General features: G+C 35.0%; 20 protein-coding genes and 1 riboswitch. Of the genes, 10 read left to right on the top strand and 10 right to left on the bottom strand.

The features are described 5' to 3' along the window. Positions 1-200: 200 nt before the first annotated feature. The gene (malR, locus tag NSQ40_RS20420; protein WP_003199897.1) at positions 201-1,223 is read left to right on the top strand and encodes a maltose operon transcriptional repressor MalR; all 1,023 of its coding nucleotides are present in this window, start codon (positions 201-203) and stop codon (positions 1,221-1,223) included. 13 nt (positions 1,224-1,236) lie between these two features. Here malR and NSQ40_RS20415 read toward each other — a convergent pair whose 3' ends face one another. Further along, positions 1,237-2,400, bottom strand: coding sequence for an aminotransferase A (locus NSQ40_RS20415; protein WP_003199898.1), 1,164 nt, complete (start codon positions 2,398-2,400; stop codon positions 1,237-1,239). 100 nt (positions 2,401-2,500) lie between these two features. Next, positions 2,501-2,701, bottom strand: coding sequence for a hypothetical protein (locus NSQ40_RS20410; protein ID WP_003199899.1), 201 nt, complete (start codon positions 2,699-2,701; stop codon positions 2,501-2,503). A 310-nt stretch (positions 2,702-3,011) separates the two neighbouring features. On the opposite strand from NSQ40_RS20410, the gene NSQ40_RS20405 reads away from it, so the two are divergent. Further along, the gene (locus NSQ40_RS20405) at positions 3,012-4,286 is read left to right on the top strand and encodes a sensor histidine kinase (RefSeq protein ID WP_003199900.1); all 1,275 of its coding nucleotides are present in this window, start codon (positions 3,012-3,014) and stop codon (positions 4,284-4,286) included. A 293-nt stretch (positions 4,287-4,579) separates the two neighbouring features. Here the strand turns inward: NSQ40_RS20405 and NSQ40_RS20400 are convergent, their stop codons facing one another. Further along, positions 4,580-5,323, bottom strand: a complete 744-nt coding sequence (locus NSQ40_RS20400) for a DUF3967 domain-containing protein (RefSeq protein ID WP_003199901.1) — start codon at positions 5,321-5,323, stop codon at positions 4,580-4,582. Between the two features lie 239 nt (positions 5,324-5,562). Here NSQ40_RS20400 and nucA point away from each other — a divergent pair, with 239 nt between their 5' ends. Together nucA and comJ are read left to right on the top strand one after the other, a co-directional pair. After that, positions 5,563-5,997: a DNA-entry nuclease gene (nucA, locus tag NSQ40_RS20395; RefSeq protein WP_029426887.1), complete on the top strand. Its 435-nt coding sequence runs from the start codon at positions 5,563-5,565 to the stop codon at positions 5,995-5,997. Positions 5,998-6,015: 18 nt separating this feature from the next. After that, positions 6,016-6,405 carry a competence protein ComJ gene (gene comJ / locus NSQ40_RS20390; RefSeq protein ID WP_033797063.1) on the top strand — a complete coding sequence of 130 codons (390 nt, stop codon included), beginning with the start codon at positions 6,016-6,018 and terminating at the stop codon, positions 6,403-6,405. A gap of 317 nt (positions 6,406-6,722) precedes the next feature. Here the strand turns inward: comJ and metE are convergent, their stop codons facing one another. The 3 genes from metE to NSQ40_RS20375 form a co-directional block, all read right to left on the bottom strand. Beyond that, complete coding sequence (gene metE, locus NSQ40_RS20385) at positions 6,723-9,011, bottom strand: 5-methyltetrahydropteroyltriglutamate--homocysteine S-methyltransferase (protein ID WP_341286145.1); 2,289 nt, start codon at positions 9,009-9,011, stop codon at positions 6,723-6,725. A 129-nt stretch (positions 9,012-9,140) separates the two neighbouring features. After that, positions 9,141-9,329, bottom strand: a riboswitch (cobalamin riboswitch). Between the two features lie 218 nt (positions 9,330-9,547). Next, positions 9,548-10,105, bottom strand: a complete 558-nt coding sequence (locus NSQ40_RS20380; protein WP_033797255.1) for a PadR family transcriptional regulator — start codon at positions 10,103-10,105, stop codon at positions 9,548-9,550. A gap of 92 nt (positions 10,106-10,197) precedes the next feature. After that, on the bottom strand, positions 10,198-11,733 hold the full coding sequence (locus NSQ40_RS20375; protein ID WP_097786583.1) for an MDR family MFS transporter: 1,536 nt from the start codon (positions 11,731-11,733) through the stop codon (positions 10,198-10,200). 564 nt (positions 11,734-12,297) lie between these two features. Between NSQ40_RS20375 and NSQ40_RS20370 the strand changes: the two genes are divergently transcribed. Then, on the top strand, positions 12,298-12,813 hold the full coding sequence (locus NSQ40_RS20370) for a hypothetical protein (RefSeq protein WP_170957068.1): 516 nt from the start codon (positions 12,298-12,300) through the stop codon (positions 12,811-12,813). A 29-nt stretch (positions 12,814-12,842) separates the two neighbouring features. Here NSQ40_RS20370 and NSQ40_RS20365 read toward each other — a convergent pair whose 3' ends face one another. After that, positions 12,843-13,076, bottom strand: a complete 234-nt coding sequence (locus NSQ40_RS20365; protein WP_003199911.1) for a phage holin — start codon at positions 13,074-13,076, stop codon at positions 12,843-12,845. A gap of 792 nt (positions 13,077-13,868) precedes the next feature. Here NSQ40_RS20365 and NSQ40_RS20360 point away from each other — a divergent pair. Together NSQ40_RS20360 and NSQ40_RS20355 are read left to right on the top strand one after the other, a co-directional pair. After that, a complete protein-coding gene (locus NSQ40_RS20360) occupies positions 13,869-14,687 on the top strand; it encodes a peptidoglycan-N-acetylglucosamine deacetylase (RefSeq protein ID WP_018780872.1) in 819 nt (272 codons plus the stop codon). Positions 14,688-14,742: 55 nt separating this feature from the next. Continuing rightward, a complete protein-coding gene (locus NSQ40_RS20355; protein ID WP_050775696.1) occupies positions 14,743-15,363 on the top strand; it encodes a YkyA family protein in 621 nt (206 codons plus the stop codon). A gap of 30 nt (positions 15,364-15,393) precedes the next feature. Here the strand turns inward: NSQ40_RS20355 and NSQ40_RS20350 are convergent, their stop codons facing one another. Next, a complete protein-coding gene (locus NSQ40_RS20350; RefSeq protein ID WP_018764794.1) occupies positions 15,394-15,852 on the bottom strand; it encodes a YkyB family protein in 459 nt (152 codons plus the stop codon). Positions 15,853-16,031: 179 nt separating this feature from the next. Between NSQ40_RS20350 and NSQ40_RS20345 the strand changes: the two genes are divergently transcribed. Both NSQ40_RS20345 and NSQ40_RS20340 read left to right on the top strand, forming a co-directional pair. Beyond that, positions 16,032-17,570, top strand: a complete 1,539-nt coding sequence (locus NSQ40_RS20345; RefSeq protein WP_097786581.1) for a Ppx/GppA family phosphatase — start codon at positions 16,032-16,034, stop codon at positions 17,568-17,570. Between the two features lie 123 nt (positions 17,571-17,693). Continuing rightward, the gene (locus NSQ40_RS20340) at positions 17,694-19,793 is read left to right on the top strand and encodes an RNA degradosome polyphosphate kinase (protein WP_371411637.1); all 2,100 of its coding nucleotides are present in this window, start codon (positions 17,694-17,696) and stop codon (positions 19,791-19,793) included. A 360-nt stretch (positions 19,794-20,153) separates the two neighbouring features. Here the strand turns inward: NSQ40_RS20340 and NSQ40_RS20335 are convergent, their stop codons facing one another. Together NSQ40_RS20335 and NSQ40_RS20330 are read right to left on the bottom strand one after the other, a co-directional pair. Further along, positions 20,154-20,375 (bottom strand): hypothetical protein, encoded by a 222-nt coding sequence (locus NSQ40_RS20335; protein WP_003208297.1) that lies wholly within the window; start codon positions 20,373-20,375, stop codon positions 20,154-20,156. A 99-nt stretch (positions 20,376-20,474) separates the two neighbouring features. Continuing rightward, positions 20,475-21,332 carry a metallophosphoesterase gene (locus NSQ40_RS20330; protein WP_006095819.1) on the bottom strand — a complete coding sequence of 286 codons (858 nt, stop codon included), beginning with the start codon at positions 21,330-21,332 and terminating at the stop codon, positions 20,475-20,477. A 458-nt stretch (positions 21,333-21,790) separates the two neighbouring features. Here NSQ40_RS20330 and fadH point away from each other — a divergent pair, with 458 nt between their 5' ends. Continuing rightward, positions 21,791-22,555, top strand: coding sequence for a 2,4-dienoyl-CoA reductase (gene fadH, locus NSQ40_RS20325; RefSeq protein WP_003199919.1), 765 nt, complete (start codon positions 21,791-21,793; stop codon positions 22,553-22,555). Positions 22,556-22,783 lie beyond the last annotated feature (228 nt).

The following is a 22,783-nucleotide window of genomic DNA, read 5'->3' as shown; positions in this document are numbered from 1 at the left end:
AAAAAAATAGTATATTATAGTATAGGAAAATAAGCTTGTATCCCTTACAATACATGAAGAGGGAGAATATTAGTTTACATTAATATAATTTTTTGAGGAATGAAATAAAGTAATGGCGGCTTTCGTTTTCTCCTACTACCTGTAGAACTGCAGGATAAAAATAGATATGAATGAAGAATTAGAAGAGAGGAGGAGATTTTATGACAGTTACAATTAAAGATGTAGCGAAAAAGGCAAATGTTGCACCTTCCACTGTGTCTCGTGTAATTGCTGATAATCCAAGTATAAGTGAAAAAACAAAGCGCCGTGTCCGTAAAGTAATGAGCGAACTAGGGTATCATCCAAATTTAAATGCGAGAAGCCTTGCGAATCAAACAACAAAAACAATCGGTCTTGTTATGCCAAGTTCTGCAAGTAAAGCATTTCAAAATCCATTTTTCCCAGAAGTAATTCGAGGGATTAGCTCGTTTGCACATGTCGAAGGTTATGCGTTGTATATGTCAACTGGTGAAACAGAAGAGGAGATTTTTAATGGCGTTGTGAAGATGGTACAGGGTCGTCAAATCGGCGGAATTATTCTTCTTTATTCACGTGAGAACGATCGTATTATTCAATATTTACATGAACAAAATTTCCCATTTGTTTTAATTGGAAAACCATACGAAAGAAAAGATGAAATTACATATGTAGATAATGATAACTATACAGCTGCAAGAGAAGTAGCGGAATACTTAATTTCACTTGGACATAAACAGATAGCGTTTATTGGCGGTGGTTCTGATTTACTTGTTACGAAAGATCGTTTAGCTGGAATGAGCGATGCTTTAAAACTAGCTGACATTATGTTGCCAGATGAATATATTTTACATTTTGATTTTTCAAGAGAGGGTGGTCAGCAGGCTGTAGAAGAGTTAATGGGACTTGAAAAGCCGCCGACGGCAATTATGGCAACAGATGATTTAATCGGTCTTGGGGTGTTAAGTGCGCTTGCCAAAAAAGGGCTTGCTGTACCAAAAAATGTTTCAATCGTGAGCTTTAATAATGCTTTATTATCTGAAATTGCGAGCCCACCGCTTACAACTGTTGATGTGAATATTTATCAATTAGGGTATGAGGCTGCAAAAGCGTTAGTTGATAAGGTGGAGCATTCCGAGTCCACTTCAAAATGCATTATTATTCCGCATAAATTACTGAAGCGCCAAACTTGTGATCATTATGCGTAAAAAGCTAAGAGTGTTATCTCTTAGCTTTTTGTTTTAAAAATTCTTCTAAACGATCGCAGCCTTCTTTTAGTGTTTCCATACTATAAGCGTATGAAAGACGAATATACCCTTCACCATACTCTGAAAATGCTGTTCCTGGAACAACAGCGAGTCTAGCTTCTTTAACAAGATCAATGGCAAAATCAAATGATGAGGATGTAAGATTTCCAACGTATGGGAATAAATAAAAGGCACCAGTTGGTTTCTCAACAGTTAAGCCCATTTGAATCAGTCTGTTGTATACGTAATCACGGCGTTTTTTATATTGATGACGCATCATTCGCGGTGCATCTTTTGCTGCTGTTAACGCTTCGATTGCAGCGTATTGTGCGATTGAAGTTGCACATGTAACGTTGTATTGATGAACTTTCAAAATATGCCCTGCTAAATAGCTTGGAGCAAATAAAAGACCGATGCGCCAGCCTGTCATTGAATGTGATTTTGATAGTCCATTAATGACGATTGTTTTATCACGCATTTCTGGAAAATGAGCGATGGATGTATGACTATCTTCATATACAAGCTCACTATAAATTTCATCAGAAAGAACGAAAATGTTTTTATCTTTTAAAACAGATACAATATCTGTTAGTTCTTCTTTTGACAGTGTAACACCAGTCGGATTAGAAGGATAAGGTAAAACGATGCATCTTGTTTGATCTGTAATTGCATTTTGAATCGCTTCTGCTGTTAATCGAAATCCAGTTTCACGAACATCTACAAACACAGGGATTGCCCCGCACAGTCTAATAATGGGTTCATAGCCTGGATAAATAGGAGCTGGTAAAATAACTTCTGTTCCAGGTTCTAAAATAGTACGAAATGTAACATCGATCGCTTCACTAGCACCGATTGTAACGATGGTTTCGTTTTCAGGTGAATAGTGTAAATCGTAATTTTCCTTTAGAAAATGACAAGCTGCATTGCGTAATTCTAATAGGCCGGCGTTGTGTGTATAGCTCGTATAGTTTTCTGTAATCGCTCGTTTAGCAGCTTCTTTGACTAAAGAAGGAGTTGGAAAATCGGGTTGTCCAATTGTTAAAGAAATGAGATTATCATAGTTTTGAATCATATTAGAGAATTGACGAATACCAGAAATTTGGATATCCTTCACTCTAGGATTAATGAATTGTTCCATTTTGTCTCCCTTTCTTCCGTTTACAAAATTTCTTTTATTTTATCATAAATTTTATATTTTCGCTTTGGAGCGCAAAAAAAAAGCCGCTTAAAGCGACTTTTTAATACCCATATTCCCAATCTATTTCATCTTCATTCCAAAGAACTGAAGAAACTTTTCCAAGGTGTACCACAGATTCATTCACAGCGCATGTGCAATTTTCTTCCCCAGCTTTGTCTTGCAATTCTTCGTATACTGATTTATCCACATTTTCGAGAACGACCAAATTCTCCTCTTTTAAAACAAGCGTAGTTCCTGTCATAGTTATCATCCTCCTACTAAAATAATAATCACTTCTTTGTACACGTAGATAGTATGGATTATATGCTGTATGTTATTATAGTTGTCTGTTTATTGGACTATGTTTTATTTTATTTGTTAACCCGTATTCATTGTATACTGCATCATGGTAGTTTGGTACAGGGTTTACAATCATTTCGGAAAGTTGTAACATTTCTTAACGTTTATTCACAAATAATTTACAAATATGTTAAGAAAAATCTAAATTTTAAAACAAAAACAACTGTAAAATGATATAATCATATCAAAATACATATAGGGGATGAGAGGCTATGGAGCTAATTCGTGACTTAATGATCCAAGTCGCGATCATTATTTTGCCACTGTTTTTATATGAAGCGATTCGTCTAAACCGTTATCAAGATATGCTTCCAAAGCCCAATCGCTATTTTATTATGTTCTTATCTAGTATTACGCTCGTTCTCTCTATGACGTATCCGATTTGTTTTGTCGATGTTTGTAGTTACAATTTCCATGCGATTCCGATTATGAGTGCTTTTTTGTATGGTGGGATTGTAGGGATTATCCCAGCTTGTATTTTTATTGTATACGAATGGTTTTTGAATGGTTTACAGTGGTTTCGGATAATAGAAGTTTTATGTCTTGCAATCATTCCTTTCCTGCTATCAAAAAAGTGGTCTGTTTTTCCGAGAGAAAAAAAACTTATTGTGGCCCTTATTGTTTCATCTTTGTATGTTCTTGTCGGTTTAGTGTGTAGTATGTTTGGGATTTTACTGAGAGTAGGCTTTACGCCACCTATGTCGCATTTATATAGTGGATACATATTTGCTTCCTTTATTATGGTTATGACAATGGTATTTCAAGTGTATTTAACAGAGTATTTAAATGAAAATGCATTGTTACGTACAGAAATGCAAAAATCTGAAAAGTTAAACATTGTAAGCGAGCTAGCGGCAAGTGTAGCACATGAGGTGCGAAATCCCCTCACAGTTGTTCGAGGGTTTATTCAGCTATTAGAGAGTACAGAAGATATGAAGAATAAGGACTATATGCGTCTTGTACTAGCTGAGCTTGATCGGGCCGAACAAATTATTTCGGATTACTTAAATTTAGCTAGACCGCAAATTGAAAAAAAGGAACATATATGTTTATCAGCGCAGCTCATAGAAATGACTACTTTAATGTCTTCATTTGCGGCTATGCAAGGCGTTTATTTACAAGTTGAAATTTCTGAGAGCCTTTATACGATTGGTGATAAGACAAAGTTAAAGCAAGCGATTATGAATATCGTTAAAAATGGAATTGAAGCGATTCAAGAAAACAAAGGGTATTTAAAAGTAACCGCCATTCAAAAAGATGATGTGATTATAGTGCGAGTAAAAGATAGTGGCGTTGGAATGACGAAAGAACAGCTAGCAAGGCTGGGACAACCGTATTATTCATTAAAAGAAAAAGGAACGGGTCTAGGGCTTATGGTTACCTTTAGTATTTTACAAGCACATAATGGTACGCTGGAATATAAAAGCGAGAGTGGAAAAGGAACGGAAGCAATTATTACATTACCAGCAGTTAGAAATAAGGAATAAAAGTTACCGATATAAGGTAACTTTTTTATTTATCTATATAAATTCAAGTTGAAAAAACGACATAAACTCCTTCATTTTAGTTGGGAGAGAGGATCCAGCCATGCATAGAAGCGGTCAGAGCCTTTTCCTGCCCCATGCCAAGTAAAAATAGAAAGAGAAAACAACTAACGGTTACTTTTTCTGCTTCGCGTGAGCGACTTATATGTCGAAAAACTAAAATAGATTTATATACGTGAAAATGAAAGGCTTGAAAAGCTTCTACCTTGGATGATGAAAAGCTAACGATGAAGGTTTTATTCATTTGTTTTTTCTGGTTTGACTCGAATAAATAAATTTTTAAATGATTGAAATAAGCTTTGCTCCTTTGAGGCGGCGATTAGTCGTTTTGTTTCTTGAATTTCACGAATGACTTGCATAAGCTGTGCATCTCGATTGTTGTCTTTATTGTAAACGTGATTGACAAGCTTGTTCATTTTTTCTTCTTGCTTTGATTCACGCTTATACATATGATTCATCAATAAGTCCATTTTTTCTTTTTGTAGGGCATCTGTTTGAGCTGCGTGATCAATAAGCTCTTGCAGCATTTCTTCTTGTGTACCTTCTTTTACATAAACTTGTTGCATTAATTCATCTAGTTTTTCATCTTTTAAGCGGTTTTGTGTAATTAAGGTAGAGTTTTGATGAATAATTGCTTCGTTTAATTGGGCGAGCATCTCAAGTTTTAACATGAATTCTTCAAAGTTTCGGTCTTCTTCTTTCGCATGTACTTCTTGATTTTGTTTTAACATCGGTACAGGTGGACTGTCTTTTTCTTTTAAAATGATAGGAATTGTTTCTGTAATATCTTCTTGTAAAGTGGCTGCTCGTTCGTGAATTGATTTTAAAAGCTTCATATCATCCATTTTATATATACGAGCATCAGCAGTTTTTGCAATCATATAACCATGTTGTTCTAAAAGTTGACTATATTTTCGAACTATATGTTTCGGGATTCCTGTTTTATTTGTAACATCCTTCGTTTTATATGTCGCCTCCATAACATTTCCTCCCCAAAAAGTATCGTATATACAAATTCCATCTTTTATTTAGACTTCCTTTGAAAAAGAATGTCGGAAGTCTAGAAGTTTTCTACATGATTAGCGAAAAGTTGCATAAAAATGAATGTTTTTGGCGTAAAGGGGAGGAAGGGATAAAATAATGTCTGAAAACATATATGGAGGAAGTTTGTTATAATAGCCTAGGAAAAGAAATTGGGTCGAAAAACGGAGGTACATATATGAAACAATTAAAAGGCATTATCATTTCGATTATTGCTATTCTTTCTATTTTAGTTGCTGTCTATGAAGCGTTTATACCAACAGAACCAAAGAGTAAGAAAGAAGTTACATATGATCAAGTTCTAGAATTTCCAAAAGAACGTTATCCAGAGACGGGGAAACATATAGCAGATGCGATTAAAGAAGGGCATTCTAAAGTATGTACGATTGATCGAAGTGGTGCAGCTGATAGAAGAAAGTTGTCTCTAGCTCCATATCCAGCAAAAAAAGGGTACGATCGTGATGAATGGCCAATGGCAATGTGCAAAGAAGGTGGAAAAGATGCGCATATTGAATATATTAACCCTGCTGATAATAGAGGCGCAGGTTCATGGGTGGGAAATAAGCTAGATAAGTACCCAGATGGGACACGTGTGAAGTTTGAGGTTAAGTAGTAGAAGGGAATGGTGCTTGTGGAATTAACAATTTCCTACTCACAATTAATCGTGATGAATTATGATGGGGAACAGCCTTATGTAGACTGGACGAATGAAGATTTTGAGAGGGGATACGCTGAAGCAGAAGGAGTAATTATTTTTGAGGCACTTTCTGATTATACGTGTGAAATCAAAGCAACAGTTGGGAAGCGTATTGAGAAAGAAGAGACAATGAGAACGATATCAGTCCCTTTTAGGGTGGGGGACGAAGGAGTTTTTGTAAGGAGTATTCTTTCTGACAAATTTCCCATTTCAATTCCAAAAGGTGATTATCTGTTGGTACTACAAGCAATACCGCTTGAGGAACCAACAGATGATGAATTGTACAAGATACAATATGAATTATTTTTTGAAGAGAAAGAGTAAAAAAAGGCCACGGTATCGTGGCTTTTTCTTTTAAACTTCGTTACAATGAAGAACGGAAGAAGGTGTAAATATACGCCAAGTTTGCGGCGTAATCTTATCATTTATTGGATCGGCTGCTTTTCAACATCGTGCGGATTAAGTTTGGTTATTCTATTCGTGTTTCTTTATATAGAAGAACTAGGAATTGATGATGTGAATAAATTAGCGTAATTGTCAGGAAGTTCATTTTATTTTTATTTGTACCACCTTGTTATTGGCGATGAACGCTAGTTGAAATATAGAATAAGGGTATCCTTTTAAAGGACACCCTTATTTCCTTATGCGTTTGTTTTTAGAAGAGAGCGGGCCTCTTTAGCAGCTTGAACCATATGCTCTAAAGCAGGTATAACTTCTTCTGTTCTTCTTGTTTTTAAACCACAGTCTGGGTTAATCCAGAAGTATTTTGGATCACATACTTTTAAGGATTGTTCTACAATTGTATACATTTCATTTTTACTTGGAACACGAGGGCTATGAATATCATAAACTCCTAAACCGATCCCTTTTTCATATGTTGTATGTTCTAATGTATGAATAAATTCGCCATGACTTCTTGATGTTTCGATAGAAATAACATCGGCATCTAATGCACGAATTGCATCTACGATATCTTCGAAGTTACTGTAACACATATGTGTGTGAATTTGTGTTTCATTCGCTACAGAAGAAGTTGCTAGAAGGAATGATTGAACAGCCCATGTAATATATGTGTTCCAATCTTTTTCTTTTAGCGGCATTCCTTCGCGAAGTGCTGGTTCATCGACTTGAATAACACGGATACCGGAAGATTCAAGCAATTTAATTTCATGACGAAGTGCTAATGCGATTTGGTAAGAAACTTCTTTTCGTGAAATATCATTCCGAACGAATGACCAGTTTAGAATGGTCACAGGACCTGTTAACATGCCTTTTACAACTTTATCTGTAAGGCCCTGGGCATATGCGGTTTCTTTAATTGTCATCCCATTAATAAAGGCAACATCGCCATAGATTACAGGTGGTTTTACGCAGCGGGAACCGTATGATTGAACCCAACCATTCTTAGTGAAAGAGAAACCAGCAAGTCTTTCGCCAAAGTATTCCACCATATCAGTTCGCTCAAATTCACCATGAACGAGCACATCAAGGCCGATTTCTTCTTGATATCGAATCCATTTTTTAGTTTCTTTTTCAATAAATTGTTCATATTGTTCATTTGTAATGTCACCGCTTCGCCATTGTTTACGCGTTTGACGAACTTCAGTAGTTTGCGGGAAGCTACCGATTGTTGTTGTTGGAAGTAGCGGTAACTGTAATGCTTCTTGTTGCAAAGCATAACGTTGTTCAAATGGAAGAGGACGAAAGAAATCTTCTTCTTTAAGAGTTGCTCTTGCTGTTTGTACATCTTCACGATTACGTGCAGCTGAAGATCGAATTGCTTCATGAGCGCTACGGTAAGTAGCTAATTCCGTACTAACACTTTCTGTCCCCTCAGAAAGCGCGCGTTTAATAAGTGTAAGTTCTTCTAATTTTTGATTTGCAAATGCAAGGGCATCAAATAGTTCTGTTGATAAGTGTGTTTCTTCCGTTTTATCAATTGGAGTATGTAATAAGCTACATGAAGGCTGAACGATCCACTCTTTCGGTGTAATGTGATCTTGTAATGTTTTAAATAAAGAAAGGACTTCGTCAAGATCAGCTCTCCAAATGTTACGGCCATCTATACAACCGACTGCTAAAATTTTATCGGATGGGAATCCATACTCTAAAACTGTGTTTACATTACCTTCTTTACCGTGAACAAAGTCCAATCCAATGCCGGATACAGGGAATGTAATAAGTTCTTCATAGTTCTCTTCTACACTATCAAAATAAATTTGTAAGATAAGAATTGCATTTGGAACGCTTTTACGAATTGTCGCGTAAAGTTCTTTCGCCTCTGCTATTTCTTCTTTTGTTAAAGATGCAAAAATTGGTTCATCAATTTGGATGAGTTTTGCACCAGCTTCATGTAATTCAGTTAATAGCTGTACATAAGGAGCAACTAGTTGATTTAAAATAGTAGCAAATTGCTCTTGTTTATATCCTTTTGCTAATTTTAAGAATGTATAAGGTCCTAATATAACTGGTTTTCCATCAACGCCTAATTCTTGTTTTGCTTCTTCGTATAAGCGAAGTGGTCGATTGTCTTTTAAAGAAATCTCCAAACCTTCTTCATATTCTGGAACAATATAATGATAGTTTGTGTTAAACCATTTTGTCATTTCGGAAGCAACGTGATCTTTAGAGCCACGTGCCATTGCAAAATATACATCAAGATAAGAAGTGAGCTCTGAAAAACGAGATGGAATAAAGCCAAGCATGTAGGCTGTGTCCAGCACATGATCATAATATGTAAAGTCGCCAATTGGAACTAAATTGATTCCTTTTTCTTGCTGAGCTTTCACATGTTGAAGACGAATTTCTTTCATTGTTGTTGAAAATTGCTGCTCATCAATCTTATTTGACCAAAAAGCTTCCAACGTTTTTTTCCATTCTCTGTGTAACCCAATTCGTGGATACCCTAAATTACTTGTTTGAATTGCCATTTAAAATTCCTCCCTAATTGAAAGTAAGCATTTCCGTTTACTCGGAAATGCATGTAACGAAAAGTATAAAGGTACAGAAAATAGCCCTCTCTTCTCGTTCATAACACCTAATCATCATCCGTGAGTCTATCAGTGTTGTTAAAATAGGCAGGTCTCCTGGCTTATGCTTCATATGACTTCTTTCACCTTCCCGTTTTCACAGTGGTATAGAAAAGAAGTCTCTGCACTTACAGTGGCGGGACCGCGTTGGAATTTCACCAAACTTCCCTTTTCAACACGAACTCAGAAATGTCGTGTACCTATTTTCCTTTTGAAAGGAATTTAACAAGCGAATATGATATTGAAACAAATTCTAACATAATTTTTTGAATTTTGTCTACTGTTTTATAAATGGGATGGAATCAAAGGTTCTATGTTTGTTTTCAACATGAATGATGAGGATTTATGTCTAAATAAGAGAGAAGAAATAATAAAGAGCATAAGGCGGTGGATGGTAGGGAGAATGATCAGTGAGGAAAATCCCCACTGATAAAGTGTCAATTTACATTCATTCCTATTTCTGAAAGGCGACCAGCACTTGCATCTTTATGGAGTTCATTTAACCAACGTAATTCAACAGTAATATGTTCAATAACACTGTTTAAAATATAAAGCTGTGCACGCGGAACATTTTCCTTGCTATGTTCGTATATGGATTGCATCGTATGTAAATATTGAATTGTGTCATCTCTCTTTTTTTCTAAAATAGGAATGATTGTTTTTTCATCACCAAAGTGAGAGAAGGATAGTGCTGAATAGATTGGTTTATATATTTGGTTTTTTGCCTCGAATTGCTTTAAAAGCAGTGTATGGAAAAATTCTCTTCCAGTTTCAGTTATATGGAAAATTGTCTTATCTGGTCGATTGGTATCTCGTACAACATTTGTAACCGCAATTGCCCCTTGTTTCTCCAATTGTTCAAAGGCGTAATAGAGGGATCCTTTTGCGTATTTAATATAACAATTCATTTGTCGTTCTTTCATTATATGCTGCACTTCATATGGATGTTTATCTCCTTCGAGTAGCAAGCCGAGAATGACTAATTTCATGCTCACGCTGTCTCAACTCCTGTAATATAAACTTTATACATATTATAAACGGTATATCTCTTTATCGAAAGAGATATACCGTTTCATTTTGGCGTGTATTAACTTACCTGTTTCTGTTTTTTCTTTGTTCCCGTTAAGAGACGTTCTTTACCCATCAGTATAATACAGATAATACTTAGAACAGCTGGGATAAGCGCCCAGCAAAATGTATCGGCAATAGATGTCCCAAGTGCTTGTTTAATTCCATCCAATATTTGAGGTGGAATTTTTTCAGTAGCATGTGGTGACAATAAAAAGCTTGTGTCTCCACCTGTTGGTACCATTTTTGCTAATTCTGGAGGGAAAACAGCTTTTAATTTATCAGTGAAAATCTGATTTTGAATCGTACCGAAAATTGTCACACCAAGAGTCATTCCAAGAGAACGGAAGAAAGAGTTTGTTGATGTAGCAGAGCCGCGATCTCTCATTTCTAAATTGTGAATAGAAGACATACTTAAAATAGAGAATGAGAAGCCAACTCCAAGCCCAGTTAGAATCATAAAGGTTGTTACGAGTGTACGTGATGTTTCTAGTGTTAATGTGCCAAGTGAATAAATCCCAAGTACAAAGAAAATTCCAGATACGATCATAATGTTACGGTAACTTGTTCGAGACGCCAATTGTCCACCTACTTGACTTCCGACTACAGAACCGACCATCATTGGTGTTAAAATTAATCCTGCATTAGATGCTGAACCGCCAAGAACGCCTTGGACAAAGATTGGAATGTAAACTGTACAAATAATAAAAGTTGCTCCATAGAAAAAGGCAACACCTTGGCTCGCTGCAAATAAGCGCTTTTTAAATAAATGGAAAGAAATAATTGGCTCTGTTGCTCGTCTTTCTACGAAGAAGAAGATAATAAGCATAATAGCAAAAGTAGCAAATAAGCCAAGAATCATATTAGAATTCCAAGCATATTCCTTACCACCAAGTTCTAGAGCAAACATTAAGCAAACAATGCTTATTACAAGTGTAATGGCACCAGCCCAATCGATTTTTTGTTTTCTATATTGTAGAGATTCTTTGTAGTACTTCGAGATGAAGAAGAAGGAAATAAGCCCTAATGGAATATTGATATAAAAGACCCAGTGCCAACTTATATAATCAGTAATATAAGCACCTAATAAAGGACCGAATACGCTTGATGTTCCAAAAACTGCTCCAAATAGTCCAGTCATTTTCCCTCGTTTTTCCGGCGGGAATATATCATACATGATTGTGAATGCAATTGGCATTAAAGCGCCGCCACCAATTCCTTGAATCGCTCTATAGATACTTAACTGTTCAATACTTGCTGCTGTACCGCAAAGAATAGAACCAAGCAAAAAGAGAAGCAATCCACCGATATAAAAACGTTTACGTCCATACATATCAGATAATTTCCCGAAAATCGGCATCCCTGCCATTGTTGCTACCATATAAGCTGATGTGACCCAAACAAATTTATCAAATCCTCCTAGGTCTCCAACAATTGTCGCCATGGCAGTGGCAACGATTGTATTATCCATTGCTGCCATTAAAATACCAAGTAACAATCCAGCAACAACAAACTTTGTTTTACTTACTTTGTTTTGAGATGCTTGTTCTTGCAAACATACCCCTCCTTTTATATAAGATCAACTGTTCTGTAGGAAAATCTTATTAGTAGTTCGTACTTTAGCATGTCTTTATGTATGACTATAATTTCACTATTCCTTTTATAAGAGAAGATAGTGCCATAAAGAATAGAAAGCATAAATCATATTATAGTCAAATTTGACTAAAAGGCAAATTTTTTTATTTTATCCCGCTATTTTGGGCAGTAATATTCCCACCTCAAGATTTAGCGAAAGCTCAGAGGTTAGGTGAGAGCTAATAATCAGTGGGGGATGAAGAAAATCTCTACTGAATTAAAGTTTCACTTTATAGCTTTTAATATTGAAGAAACAAAAGGAATCTAGCGAATGAAGGAGTGTATAGCTATTTAAAATGGTTTTTTAATCACGTCGTCGAATAAGATAAAGAAGAAAGATAAAAATGTTGAAGACGTGTATTTTTATTGGAATAAATAGGGGAATGTTTTAAGGTGAACGAATTGGAGAAGGGTAGTTTATTATTTAGGAGAGCAGAATAAATTTGTACAGATAATACCATCTGGAATGAGGTGAATTGTGATTGTGAAAATGTGGGAAATAAGTCTAGATAAAGAATTGTTTCCGTTGTCTTTACAACCTGTTATGTGGATGGAAGGTGGTTCTAAAGAAGTTATGAGCAAACAGTCTAATCCAAATGTAGCAGTAACATTACAAATTCGCAGTAAAAAAGAAAAGTGTTTTTCACAAGAAGTTGTTTATGATGTACATGAAATTCTTTTTATTCAATTAGAAGTTGCAAACATAGGAAGCGAAGAAATTTCTCGCGTAATCGTTAGTCATATGATTCGTGATCATTTTGCATATATCCCTAATACATTACAAACGAGTAAAGGGACGGGAGAGTTTTTATTCCAACTTGTAAGGTGGAGGATTGATGAATTACTACCAGGTGAAAAAGCTCAATTAATCTGTCAGGTGAAAGCATCACGTATACAAATCCCGTCTCATATTTTGTTACGTGCTACATACACATTTCAGCAGAAGGGCCGATTATATGGACCACTTCAAACAAAAGAAGCAATATTGATACAACAATAAAAAGGAGCCCCGGGAAGTGGGTTCCTTTTTTAATGCAAATTATGCTTCTTTAGTAATTCTTTTTGTTCCAGGCCTTTTTTTCCTACATAGTTATTTTTATATCCGAAGTATAAAATAAATAAGAAAGAAGCAACATTTATGATAGCATCAATTTGGTCATTTGTAATAAAAGAAAGCCCGAATGATTCAAATAATAGTTTTAATGATAAGAGAAATCCGGCTAAAAAACGAATGACGTCTGAAATATTTTCTCTTTGTAACATCTTTTTCTCCTTTCGGTAATGGATATATATTATATAAATACAAATTGAAAGACCGACATAAAACCTTTTTTTAGGTGGTAGAGAGCATTTGGCCATGCAGACTCTTTTCCTGCCCCATGCCAAGTTAAAACAAAGAGAGAAAACAAGTAGCAGTCACCTTTCGTTCTTCATAGCATCGATTTATATGTTGGAAAATCAAAATAGATATATACTATATATATGAAATAGAAAAGAAAATGAATACAAGTTTAAGAGAGAAAATGTACGAAAAATACGTACATTTTTGTTTTGTAAAAAAATATTATTGATATAGAAGCATACAGTATGATTAGTAATGCAAGATGTATAGATGCTCAATCCTTTTTGCTTTACTTATAATTTATATTATATAAAAGGTATTCAGTTATTATTTTAGACGGTAACTTATCCGGGAGAGCGAAAGTCATTAGAAGAGCTATGAAATAAAGTGAGAACTCAATCGTATAACATAGAGATTTAAAAAATAGAGAATTATAAAAGTTTTTTCGTAACAATTCCATCTCTTTTGTTACAAAAAAATGATATTTTGTAACAAAAGTCTTTAAAAATAGATTTAAACATCATATAATTGTAATGGATGTGTCAATACATTTTGCACAATGTTTTTTTATTTAAAAGTGTAGGGAAAACAATCTCTACACTTTTCCTTTTGAGGGAACAAAAAGAATATTTGTAAATTGTTGCAAGCAAACCTTTACACTGTGTAAAATGAACAAGAAAAGATTGATAGAAAGAGAGAAGGGGAATGGTAGAATGATAGACGTGAGGAGCCGACGATCACCTTTGATCAGGTGGCTAGTTATAATTGCTATTGCAATTAGTGCTATCGCGGCGGGGTTTTTCATATTTCAATCCTTTACATCACCTGCAAGAGCTGTAGCCACTCAGGTAAACCCAATCCAGCTTGCTAGTGAACAGGTAAAAGTTGAGTTGGATAAAAAAGCACCGGTGAAATTTAATGGGGAAGTACGCAAAGTTGCATACTTAACTTTTGATGATGGGCCGAGTGAATTTCAAAAAGAAATTTTAGATATCTTAAAGAAAAATGAAATAAAAGGAACATTTTTCATGATTGGTGGAAACATCCCTTCTCATACAGAGAGTGTGAAACGTTTAGTAAAGGAAGGACATTATCCAGGTGTTCATAGCATGACACATGATTATGCCAAACTGTATAAACAAGGACAGTTTGTAGAAGAGATGAAACAAGCGCAGAAAATTGTGAAAGATGTTACAGGGATGGAACCTAAGCTTGTTCGTTGCCCGTACGGAAGTATGCCAGGGCTTAATCAAGCATTGCGGGACCAAATGGCAACAGTAAATATGAAAGAATGGGACTGGACTATTGATTCTTTAGATTGGAAATTACCAGGGAATCCGAATGGTGTAGTACAAAATGTCATTTCAGGGGCTAAACAAGAACGTGAAGTCATTTTAATGCATGAAAAAAAACAAACTGTACAAGCATTGCAAACAATTATTGATGATCTTCGTAAAAAAGGGTATGAGTTTGAAGTGTATGAAGAAGCTGCTCATTTTCCATTAAATTTTTGGCATGATGATCGTATATAAGTAGGAGGAAAAAAAGTTGAAATATAATAAAATAGCAATTGTAGCGGCTTTATCTATGACATTATTAGCTGGTTGTTTCGGACCAAAACCAGAAGAGGAATTATATGTAGCATTTGAAAATGCTGCGAAGCAAGAAAAGCCAATGTTTGAAGACGCGAAAAAATTAGAGGCATTAGAAAAAGAAGGCCAAGCATTATACGGTCAAATCGTGCAAGAAGGAAAAGATAATAATCAAGCTGTGAAAGAAAAATTAGATCAAGCAATGAAAAATACAGCAGAACGTGGAAAAGTAATTGATAAAGAAAAAGAAGCATTAAACAAAGCACAAGAAGAAGTGAAATCAGTTGATAAATATGTGAAAAAAATCGAGAATGGTAAGTTAAAAGAACAAGCAGACAAAGTAAAGAATACTTACGAAAAACGATATGAGTCTTTTAAGAAGATGTATGACAACTATAGTAAATCATTAAAGTTAGAAAAAGAATTATTCACAATGCTTCAAGATAAAGGAGCAAAATTAAAAGATATTAGTGAGAAAGTAAAAACGGTGAACCAATCTTATAAAGATATTGATGCTGAAAAAGATAAGTTCAACGAATATACAAAATCATATAATACAGAAAAAGTAGCATTTTATAAACAAGCGAACATTAAAATAAAAGAAGAGAAGAAATAAAGCAGGTTGGCCATTATGGCCAAGCCTGCTTTATTTCTTTGTATACGTACGCCGATACCAAGGAATTGGTTCGCTTAATTTTTTTTCCTGTTTTAGCGCTTCCGGCCCAATAAAATCTTGAAGCGTTTTTTTTGCTACTGCTAAAGAAAGAGTTGTTTTGGGGTTTCTATAGGAAGATTCAAGGCTACCGAGATGTGGGAGAGTACTGAAATCATCTTTTGTAGGAGGGATATGGAAAAAATAGTCACCTAACCGAACGAGAACATCTGATTGTTGCTGACTAAAACGTGGATTCCTAGAGAAATGTAATCCTTCTTTTATTGCTTTCTTTTCACTAATTAAACGTTCTAAAGCAATCTTTTTCAACCAATATAAATATTTAGGATTTGTAGCAGCTTTGGCATGCCGGTTCACAATGAAAATAGATTGAGCTAATTGATCAATAGAATATTGTTTGTGTGATTGAGACTGTGGTTGTGAAGGTTTCATAGTGGGACCCCTTTCTAGTTTTTCAATATTATAGCATAAATAAAAGTAGTTTTTATTATATACAAAAAATGATTGTATACATTTTCAATATTAAAGCAATATTGTTACAAAAAACAACTATTTTGTATAATAGTGATAGGAATGCTTTCTAGAAAATTGATAATGAAAGAGTGAGAAGTGTGAAAGATATATTGAAACAGCAATATACCATTATTGATATTGGTTCAAATACAATGCGATTGGTGATTTATGAAAAACAAAATGGAGGCTTTTATAAGGAAGTTGAAAATACAAAGGTTGTTGCACGATTAAGAAATTATCTAATAGATGGTGTGTTAATACAAGAAGGGATGGATATACTGCTGCAAACATTACTTCAATTTCAAGAAAGTACAAGGTTTCACGGATTACATAATGTGCTTTGTGTTGCGACAGCAACAATTAGACAAGCAAAGAATCAAGAAGAAATAAAAAAACTTGTAGAAGGAAAAACTGATTTTGTGCTTAGGGTATTATCTGAATATGAAGAAGCACGCTATGGTTACTTAGCTGTGATGAATTCAACTTCTTTTACAGAAGGAGTTACTGTCGACATAGGTGGGGGAAGTACAGAGGTTACATATTTTCGGGACCGAGAAATTGTAGAATATTATAGCTTTCCTTTTGGAGCGCTTTCTTTAAAACAACAATTTATTCATCGTGAGACACCAACCAAAGAAGAATTAGAAGAATTAAGAAGATATCTATGGTATCAATTTCAAACGTTACCTTGGTTAAAGGAAAAAAGACTACCCCTTATTGCTATAGGTGGGAGTGCTCGAAATATGGTGAAAATTCATCAAAATGCAATTTCTTATCCGATAGCAGGTTTGCATTTATATAAAATGAAGGAAGCAGATATAAGGGATGTGAGAGAGGAACTAGAAAGTCTTTCTTTTACAGAATTACAGAAGTTAGATGGGTTAGCAAAAGATCGAGCTGATACAATTATTCCAGCGATAGAAGTATTTTATATGCTAACAAATATTATACAAGCCCCATCATTTGTATTAAGCAGAAAAGGGTTACGAGAAGGTGTTTTCTATGAGGAACTTACAAAAAAATTAGGTATTTCTTATTATCCAAATGTAGTAGAGGAAAGTTTACACTTATTGTCCTATGAATATGAAATGGATATGAAATTTGTCGTTCAACTTATTAAGCAAGGAACGTTAATTTGTACACAACTTGAAGAGTCTGAAATTATTTCTTTTTCAGAAAAAGATTGGGGTATATTTTATCAAGCTGCCAAAGTATTTAATATCGGGAAATACATAGATACAGAAGCAAGCCGTCTGCATACATTCTATTTATTGGCGAATAAAACAATCGACGGCATGATGCATAAAGAACGTATTAGACTTGCACTCATCGCATCTTATAAGTCGAAAATGCTATTTAAACAGCACTTAACACCATTTGAAGATTGGTTTGATAAGAGTGAACAGAAAAAAATTCGATTGTTAGGGGCAGTTTTACAATTTTCAGCTGCTTTAAATGTGAGACAAAGGGCGCTTATTGAAAAGATTAACGTGGAAAAAAATAAAGAGAAGCTTGTATTCCACATTGTTTGTAAACAATCAGCTTTAGCAGAAAAGGTACAAGCAGAAAAGCAGAAAAAGCAGTTAGAAAAAGCATTGAAGATGAATATTGATTTAATATTTGAAGAGGAATATTAAGTTGTACGGATGTCTTTACAAAAGTTTTACACTTCGATAAATTGGAATTTGTTACAATAAATGTAACTAAATTATATTGAAAAAGTTTCAAGGGAAGTGTGAGGGGAAATGGAATTGGAATTGATGAAGGAAAGCTCTATAAATTTGAATGATACTGCTTACTATAATAACCGTGAATTAAGCTGGCTTGCTTTTAATGAACGTGTGTTACAAGAGGCACAAGATGAAAGTAATCCACTTTTAGAAAGATTAAAGTTTATTAGTATTTTTAGTTCAAATTTGGATGAATTTTTTATGGTACGTGTTGCTGGATTAAAAGATCAAGTAAAAGCGGGCTTCAATCAACCAGAAAATAAGGCTGGATTAACACCAAAACAGCAGCTAAATAAAATTGCTACGAAAGCTCATGAATTGATGACAGTTCAGTATAATACATTTAAAAATACTGTGCTGCCAGCGCTTGGAATGGAAGGTATTGAGCCGTTAACATTTCAAGATTTAACGAAAGAGCAACGTGAGTTTATTGAAGAATATTTTGACGAACAAATTTTTCCAGTCTTAACACCTGTAGCGATAGATGCATATCGTCCGTTTCCGATGCTTTTAAATAAAAGTTTAAACTTAGCTACTATTCTCTATGATGAGAAACAGGTAGAGGAAGAGAACAGAACAAAGCTTGGTATTGTCCAAGTGCCTTCATTACTCGAGCGTTTTATTTTTTTGCCAAGTGAAGATCAAAAACATAAATTTATTTTATTAGAAGACGTAATTAGTAGTTTTACTCATAAATTATTTACAGGATATAAAGTATCCTCGGTCACTCGTTTTCGTATTACGCGTAATGCGGATTTGACAATACATGAAGAGGGTGCACGTGATTTATTGAAAGTAATTGAAAAAGAGTTAAAAAAACGTAAGTGGGGGACGGCTGTTCGTTTAGAAATTGGAAAAGAACACGTAGATGAAAGAGTTTTAGCTTTATTATATGAAGTGTTAGAGGTAAAGGATGAAGATGTATATATGATGGAGGGACCATTAGATTTAACATGTTTATTTTCCTTATACAAAAAATTAGCACCTTTATATGAACATCTTGTTTATCCAGCTCTTATTCCGCAACCGCCTCAAGATTTAGACGATGAAGAAGATGTATTTGAGAAAGCAATTGAGCACGATATTTTATTGCATCATCCATTTGAATCTTTTCAGCCAGTTGTTGATTTTGTGCGTGATGCGGCAGATGACCCGAATGTGCTGGCTATAAAACAAACGTTATATCGTGTAAGTGGAGATTCTCCGATTATTCAGGCATTAAAGACCGCAGCGGAGAAGGGGAAACAAGTAACAGTGCTTGTTGAATTAAAGGCTCGTTTTGATGAAGAAAATAATGTCCATTGGGCAAAGGAACTTGAACAAGCGGGTTGCCACGTTATTTATGGTGTAAGTCATTTGAAAACACATAGTAAAATTACACTTGTTGTACGAAGAAAAAACGGAAAAATTGAAAGATTTGTACATTTAGGGACAGGAAACTATAATGATGCGACTGCAAAGCTATATACAGATTTTGGCTATATTACATCCCGGAAAGATTTTGGAGTAGATGCAACAAATTTCTTTAATTATTTGAGCGGTTATACAACGAAACCTCATTTTCATCATTTGTCAGTGGCTCCTTTTGATATACGCCAGCAATTTATGGAGCTAATAGATGAAGAGATTCGCTATCATAAGCAATATGGTAATGGACACATTATTGCTAAGATGAATTCATTAACAGATAAACCGTTGATTCAAAAGTTGTATGAGGCATCGCAGGCTGGAGTGAAGGTGGAACTTATCGTGAGAGGAACATGTTGCTTACGCCCTGGTATTCAAAATGTAAGTGAAAATATTAGGGTGATTAGTCTCGTTGGGCGCTACTTAGAACACAGCCGTATTTATTATTTCCATCATAATGGAGATGAAAAAATTTATTTATCTTCCGCTGACTGGATGACAAGGAATATGGAAAAGCGAGTAGAAATATCTTTTCCAATTCTAGGCCTTGAAATGAAGGCAAGAATAAACGCAATATTACAGCTTATTTTAGCAGATAATGTAAAAACGCGTGAACAAAACAAAGATGGTGAATACTATTATGTAATCAATAATAGTTCGCAAGAGATTGATAGCCAAGTGAAATTATTTAAGATGGCTTATCAAAATACTGATGTAGAGTAATGTTTTGTATATATGAAATAGTTAATAATAACTTATGAGTAAGTACCTAGTACTAAGATTATAAGGATATTATATATGAATACAAATTGAAAAAAACGACATAACTCCTTTTTTTAGGTGGGAGAGAGCATCCAGCTATGCATAGGAGCGGTCAATCCCACTTCCTGCTCCGTGCAACGGTAAAACAAAGAGAGAAAACGAATGCAGATCACTTTTTGTTCTGTATAGTAGCGGATTATATATTGGAAAATCAAAATGGATTCATATAGAAAAATGATCAAATAAAATTTCAATTAATAGAAATGAATGAAAAAAGCCTCTTATATAAATAAGGGGCTTTTTTCATAGTTTTTGTTTATATCAATAATAATACGGCTGGCATGGCCCTCCGTAACAAGGAAACGGTGTTGGCGGATATGGAGGATAGTAAGATGGTCTAGGACCGAATGCTAATGCTCCGCCAAGTAAGCCGCCAGCAAGTCCTGCTAAGAATGGAACACCGAAGAAGGGTAAGAAGCGTGAGTCACTTACTGGGCCAATGGGTCCTGAACGAACTAGATAGGGCTGAGGATATGGGTACATGTAAAAACCTCCTTTATTGGACTCATTGTTATCATATGGTGAAAAAGCATGGATGAGCGAGTACAAGAAAGGATATATGAGAAAATAGGCAATTATAGGTTACAGGTGCTGAAGGGTGAATACTGTAATTTCAGGCCTGGACAAAAAACGAAATGGAACACGTGTCCTTCCAAGACCGCGATTTACATAAAGGAGTAATTCTTGAATATGATAAAATCCCTCAATGTAATGTTTTGCTAGTGCTGGGGTAATGATCGCTCCTAAAAAGGGAAGTTGTACTTGTCCACCATGACTATGTCCAGAAAGTTGGAGGTTTACTGGGAAGTTTGCAATTTTAGGTGCTATATCAGGTTCATGTACGAGCACAATTGTATATAGCTCTTTTTGCACATGGTGTAATGTTACCTCGATTTCTGGTTTGCCAAGAAGCATGTCATCGATTCCGAAAATAGAAATTTCACTATTATCGAATAAACGAATACGTTTTTCGGTATTTTGTAATACTTCAAAACCTGCATCACTCATAATTTGACTATAGTATTCGGTTCCATACCCACCATGATCATGGTTTCCATAGATTGCAAATTTACCAAAGGGTGCACGAATATTTCGCAAAATTGAAGAAACAAAGGGAGTTTCGCTATATGTTTGGTAGTCATCGATTAAATCACCAGTAAAAAGGACAATATCAGGCGCAGCACTATTTATTTTTGAAACGATTGTTGAAAGGTGCTGGAGAGAAAAATAGTATCCTAAATGTAAATCACTAAATTGGACGATTTTCATACCGTGAAAGTTTTTGGGAATAAGTGGAGAACGAAGGGTATGATGTGTGAAAGAAAGAAAGTTCGGCTCTATATATTTTGCATAGTAATAACCGAGACCAGCTGTAATACAAGTATAGAGACAAGTGCGTATTCCTGTTTTTATAAAGTTTCTTCTCGTTATTTGTTTCATAGGAATATGAGCGAACCTATAGTATACAAAAGGAAGTTTATAAGATATACAGGCAAATCATTATAGGTCACTTGGCTCTCCTTTCCGTTTATTTCTTGTTCTAGAATTATATTTTGAGATATCGAAAAGTAGTATATATACATACAAATTGAAAAACCGACAAAAACCTAATCTTTAGGTGGGAGAGAGCATCCGGCCATGCATAGAGGCAGTCAGATTTTTTTCCTGCCCCATGCTAAGTGAAAACAAAGAGAGAAAACCAGTGCGGGTCACTTTTTGTTCTGCATAGCAGTGGATTATATGTCGAAAAACTAAAATGGATTTATATAGATTATAAGAAATATGGCAATGAAAGTGATTTACTTATCTAAAGATATCAGAAAAATTTAAAAATATAAAGATTTCTATGAAATAAAGTGGTAAAATGAATGTGTATTCATTTTTAGGGAGGGGAAATTTTGAAAGAAAAAGTAGCGATTATAACAGGTGGTTCAAGCGGAATGGGAAAAGGGATGGCAGCTCGTTTTGCAAAGGAAGGAGCACGCGTTGTTATTACAGGGCGTACACAAGAAAAGCTGGAAGAAGCGAAAAAGGAGATTGAGCAATTTTCAGGACAAGTATTGACAGTACAAATGGATGTTCGAAATATAGAAGATATAAAAAATATGATTGAATATGTTGATGAAAAATTTGGACGCATTGATATTTTAGTAAATAATGCAGCAGGTAATTTTATTTGTCCTGCGGAAGATTTATCGATTAATGGTTGGAATGCGGTTATTAATATTGTGCTTAACGGAACTTTTTATTGTAGTCAAGCAGTAGGGAAGTATTGGATTGAGAAGGGCATAAAAGGAAATATCATTAATATGGTAGCAACGTATGCATGGGATGCAGGACCGGGTGTCATTCATTCTGCTGCGGCGAAAGCAGGTGTGTTGGCAATGACAAAAACGCTCGCTGTTGAGTGGGGGCGTAAATATGGTATTCGCGTCAATGCAATTGCTCCTGGACCAATTGAACGAACAGGTGGTGCGGATAAATTATGGATTTCAGAAGAGGCAGCCAATCGTACACTGCAAAGCGTCCCGCTTGGTCGGCTTGGTACGCCAGAAGAAATTGCGGGTTTAGCTTTTTATTTATGCTCTGATGAGGCAGCGTACATAAATGGAACGTGTATGACAATGGATGGTGGACAGCATTTGCATCAGTATCCATTTTAAAGGGATTATATAAAGTGAAACGTGGGGATTACTGCCCATGAATGTGAGGTAAAATGTGACGGATTTGTGAAATGTGAAAGAAAAGTGTTTACAACAGGTTTTTTATAAGGTATATTTAAGACCTCTTTTTTCTTCATAGTAGAATTGCTAATTCCCCTTAGCATTTTACCCCTCTAATCCCTTCAGGAAAACTGAAGGGATTTTTTATTATTTTTCTATACATACCGT

Origin of the sequence: Bacillus sp. FSL K6-6038 (assembly GCF_038050455.1) — a bacterium.
Classification (GTDB): Bacteria; Bacillota; Bacilli; order Bacillales; family Bacillaceae_G; genus Bacillus_A; species Bacillus_A pseudomycoides.
This window is presented reverse-complemented; position numbering and strand designations above follow the sequence as displayed.

Bases quoted from the DNA above. Each gene is read 5' to 3' on its own strand.
- malR (WP_003199897.1), top strand. From the start codon at position 201: ATGACAGTTACAATTAAAGATGTAGCGAAAAAGGCAAATGTTGCACCT.
- NSQ40_RS20415 (WP_003199898.1), bottom strand. From the start codon at position 2,400: ATGGAACAATTCATTAATCCTAGAGTGAAGGATATCCAAATTTCTGGT.
- NSQ40_RS20410 (WP_003199899.1), bottom strand. From the start codon at position 2,701: ATGACAGGAACTACGCTTGTTTTAAAAGAGGAGAATTTGGTCGTTCTC.
- NSQ40_RS20405 (WP_003199900.1), top strand. From the start codon at position 3,012: ATGGAGCTAATTCGTGACTTAATGATCCAAGTCGCGATCATTATTTTG.
- NSQ40_RS20400 (WP_003199901.1), bottom strand. From the start codon at position 5,323: ATGGAGGCGACATATAAAACGAAGGATGTTACAAATAAAACAGGAATC.
- nucA (WP_029426887.1), top strand. From the start codon at position 5,563: ATGAAACAATTAAAAGGCATTATCATTTCGATTATTGCTATTCTTTCT.
- metE (WP_341286145.1), bottom strand. From the start codon at position 9,011: ATGGCAATTCAAACAAGTAATTTAGGGTATCCACGAATTGGGTTACAC.
- NSQ40_RS20365 (WP_003199911.1), bottom strand. From the start codon at position 13,076: ATGTTACAAAGAGAAAATATTTCAGACGTCATTCGTTTTTTAGCCGGA.
- NSQ40_RS20360 (WP_018780872.1), top strand. From the start codon at position 13,869: ATGATAGACGTGAGGAGCCGACGATCACCTTTGATCAGGTGGCTAGTT.
- NSQ40_RS20355 (WP_050775696.1), top strand. From the start codon at position 14,743: ATGACATTATTAGCTGGTTGTTTCGGACCAAAACCAGAAGAGGAATTA.
- NSQ40_RS20350 (WP_018764794.1), bottom strand. From the start codon at position 15,852: ATGAAACCTTCACAACCACAGTCTCAATCACACAAACAATATTCTATT.
- NSQ40_RS20340 (WP_371411637.1), top strand. From the start codon at position 17,694: ATGAAGGAAAGCTCTATAAATTTGAATGATACTGCTTACTATAATAAC.
- NSQ40_RS20335 (WP_003208297.1), bottom strand. From the start codon at position 20,375: ATGTACCCATATCCTCAGCCCTATCTAGTTCGTTCAGGACCCATTGGC.
- NSQ40_RS20330 (WP_006095819.1), bottom strand. From the start codon at position 21,332: ATGAAACAAATAACGAGAAGAAACTTTATAAAAACAGGAATACGCACT.